This is a genomic window from Microcystis sp. M113S1, assembly GCF_020246945.1.
Lineage (GTDB): Bacteria > Cyanobacteriota > Cyanobacteriia > Cyanobacteriales > Microcystaceae > Microcystis.
Genome location: NZ_JADBSA010000020.1, coordinates 1 through 2,684 on the forward strand (window position 1 = coordinate 1; position 2,684 = coordinate 2,684).

Genomic DNA, 2,684 nt, shown 5'->3' on the forward strand with positions numbered 1-2,684 from the left:
AGAAAAAGGATAACTAGATAGCAAGTGATATTCTAGTAGGTTCGGTTCAGACATAATCGTGTAAGACCTAAGTAAGGGAAACCAGAAAGGGCTGTGATGAGCTTCGAGAATCCTCACGCCTTTAGGCCCAGGAGTGTCAAAATAGAGACAAATCAGAGATCAATGGGGGTGAACGTCATGTTAGTGATTTTAACCGACGAACACATTGTCGATACGGGTTCTGTCTGTCAGGGCTGTCTTTTAGCCAACCAGCAGGGGCAACCTCGGTGGCGAGAGGGTAAACTAGGCTGTGGTCACTCCTTGGGCAAAGGAGGAAGCCAACAGCCCAATCTCTACGAGTGTCAGATGGGCTTTACAATTGCTAATATTGAAGGCTAATCAGACCTTTTAAATGCTCAACTTAGAGTTGAGTTAGGGGGATTTTCTTTGGACTCGGAGGAGAGAATCAAGGCTATTACTAATCCCCAATTCAGCTTAGATACAATGACAATAATGGCTGAGGGTTTCGTAGCATCGATCGTAGGCTTTTTGGGCTTGGGTTAAAACAGCGTCGGAAATTTCTATATCTAATTTTCTGGCTTGTTTAATAATTTTACCCGCTTTGATATTCTCGGAAGAATCTCCTATACCGCGGCGGCCAGTGGTTTTTAAAACTCGATATTCTTCAGAAAATCCCGTTTTAGTATCGAGATGACTCTGTAAACTATTAAAGACCAATTGACTTTGGTTTAATACCTGATCGTGGGTGATAAATAAACTCTTTTCTTTGCTGTTAATTAATTGAGCATAACTTTCTAAGGTGGCCAAACGACCAGTATAATAGCCTAGGGCGTGCTGCTCGTTTTGATGGGGTTTAATATCTAGAATACTAGCTAAAGTGCGCTTCGGTTCTCGTAGTAAAAATATGGTCTTAACCAGATCAGATTGCAAAAAACTATGATCTAAAAACTTCTGATCGTGAAGAACTTTATCTAAAATATATTTATGATTCATGTTTAAATCTTTCAAATGCCAGTAGAGTTGAAACATTAAAGTTTTAAAATCCTGTTCACTCTCATAAACCAGATGAGTTTCGCCAAAACCGATAATTTCAGGATTAGAATTGAGGATATGGGTCAATAAAGACGAACCCGATCGCATATGGCTAAGAATAAATAAAACCTGATAGGGTTGGGGACGAAAGAGAATTTTATAGGGGTCTTTGGGTGTATCAATGCGTACCTGAAAATACTTATAAGTTAAACGATGGGTTAAACCCTGCCAAGATTGGGGTAAGCGATCGAGGGCTATAGTCATAGGTTAATAAGGAATTGTGTCAACTTGTCGCTAAGATTCCCCTATAATGTATCCCATTTAAGACCCAAACAAAAGTGAGGTTTATACAAAATGGGATTGCCAAGTTGTTCGCTCTGGTTTTTTACGGCGCGAACCGATGTCTGGTTTATGATGAACACTATTCCCCATCTAGTCAAAATGAGTCAGTTTCCCTTCGAGGAAAAGGTACTCGCTATTGACACGGCCCCTTTAAGCGGGGAAAAGGTTAATCGCCCCGGACTGGGTACAATGGAGGAATTAAGAGCCTGTGGTGAAAAATTAGTTAAAGATGGCATAATCGATCGCCTAGTGGATTTTAACTACGATCCGGGCTATCGTCAGCGTATCTATCAAAAGCATTTCGGCAGTCCCCTACGTTCCACCCATAACTACAAAGGTTATCCGATTTTCGGCTCGATCTTCAAAATCGAGCAATGTCGCAGTGATTATATGGTTCATTATGACAGTGACATGATGCTCTACCAAGAACCGGATTACAGTTGGATCCGCGAAGGGATCGAGTTAATGGAAACCCATCCAGAAATGATGTTTGTGCGTCCTTTGTCCGGTCCACCCCGGCCCGATGGTACGATTTATTCTCAGCATCCTTGCAGGAAAAATCCCGACGGATTCTATCAATTTAAATTTTTTGGTAGTCGTGCCTATCTACTTAATTGTCGTCGCTACGATCGCCTTTTACCGATCACCCCCCTCTGGCGCTCCTATAAAAATACCTTTCTCGATCATTTACCCGATGGTTTAAAAACTTGGGGCAATATTTTGACCGGCAAAGGAAAACTCGACTCTTGGGAAATTATGGTTTCCCAGTCTCTAGAACAAACGAACTACTATCGCGCCACTCTCACCAATGCCAAGGGTTGGACTCTGCACCCCAACGATCGATCTCCTGCGTTTAGGCAAGCTTGGCCGACTATTATCGAAAAAATCGAAGCGGGTATTTACCCACCGACCCAAGCTGGTTACTATGACCTGATCCCCGAATTATGGTATTAAAAGAGCGTTATTTCTCTAGATTTGAGGTGAGGTGGTACTGAGAGATTGTTCATGAAGCGATCGCTCCTTAGATACCATAGCGAGGGTTATGACTTCTTGACACTCCTGGGCCTAAAGGCGTGAGGATTCTCGAAGCTCATCACAGCCCTTTCTGGTTTCCCTTACTTAGGTCTTACACGATTATGTCTGAACCGAACCTACTAGAATATCACTTGCTATCTAGGGTCTGCTGAAAAAGTTTTTCGGTGGGGGTTGGGGGTTGGGGGATGGGGGATGGGGGATGGGGGATGGGTTTTACCGATTTTCAGGTGGTCAACTACCTAATTTTCAGGGAAAAAGTACCTGAATTTTCCCCC

The 2,684-nt window shown here is 42.8% G+C and carries 3 protein-coding genes; 2 read left to right on the forward strand and 1 reads right to left on the reverse strand.

Going from position 1 to position 2,684, the window contains the following annotated elements:
• Window positions 1-177 precede the first annotated feature (177 nt).
• Entirely contained in the window at window positions 178-378 is a 201-nt protein-coding gene (locus IM319_RS01330) for a hypothetical protein (protein ID WP_287079403.1), read from the forward strand.
• 96 nt (window positions 379-474) lie between these two features.
• Here IM319_RS01330 and IM319_RS01335 read toward each other — a convergent pair whose 3' ends face one another.
• The gene (locus tag IM319_RS01335; RefSeq protein WP_287686406.1) at window positions 475-1,296 is read right to left on the reverse strand and encodes a sulfotransferase family protein; all 822 of its coding nucleotides are present in this window, start codon (window positions 1,294-1,296) and stop codon (window positions 475-477) included.
• Window positions 1,297-1,386: 90 nt separating this feature from the next.
• On the opposite strand from IM319_RS01335, the gene IM319_RS01340 reads away from it, so the two are divergent.
• Window positions 1,387-2,328 (forward strand): hypothetical protein, encoded by a 942-nt coding sequence (locus IM319_RS01340; protein ID WP_287734324.1) that lies wholly within the window; start codon window positions 1,387-1,389, stop codon window positions 2,326-2,328.
• Window positions 2,329-2,684 lie beyond the last annotated feature (356 nt).

What these genes read in the sequence shown, in the direction of transcription:
- IM319_RS01330 (WP_287079403.1), top strand. Translation starts at nt 178, where the DNA reads ATGTTAGTGATTTTAACCGACGAACACATTGTCGATACGGGTTCTGTC.
- IM319_RS01340 (WP_287734324.1), top strand. Translation starts at nt 1,387, where the DNA reads ATGGGATTGCCAAGTTGTTCGCTCTGGTTTTTTACGGCGCGAACCGAT.
- IM319_RS01335 (WP_287686406.1), bottom strand. Translation starts at nt 1,296, where the DNA reads ATGACTATAGCCCTCGATCGCTTACCCCAATCTTGGCAGGGTTTAACC.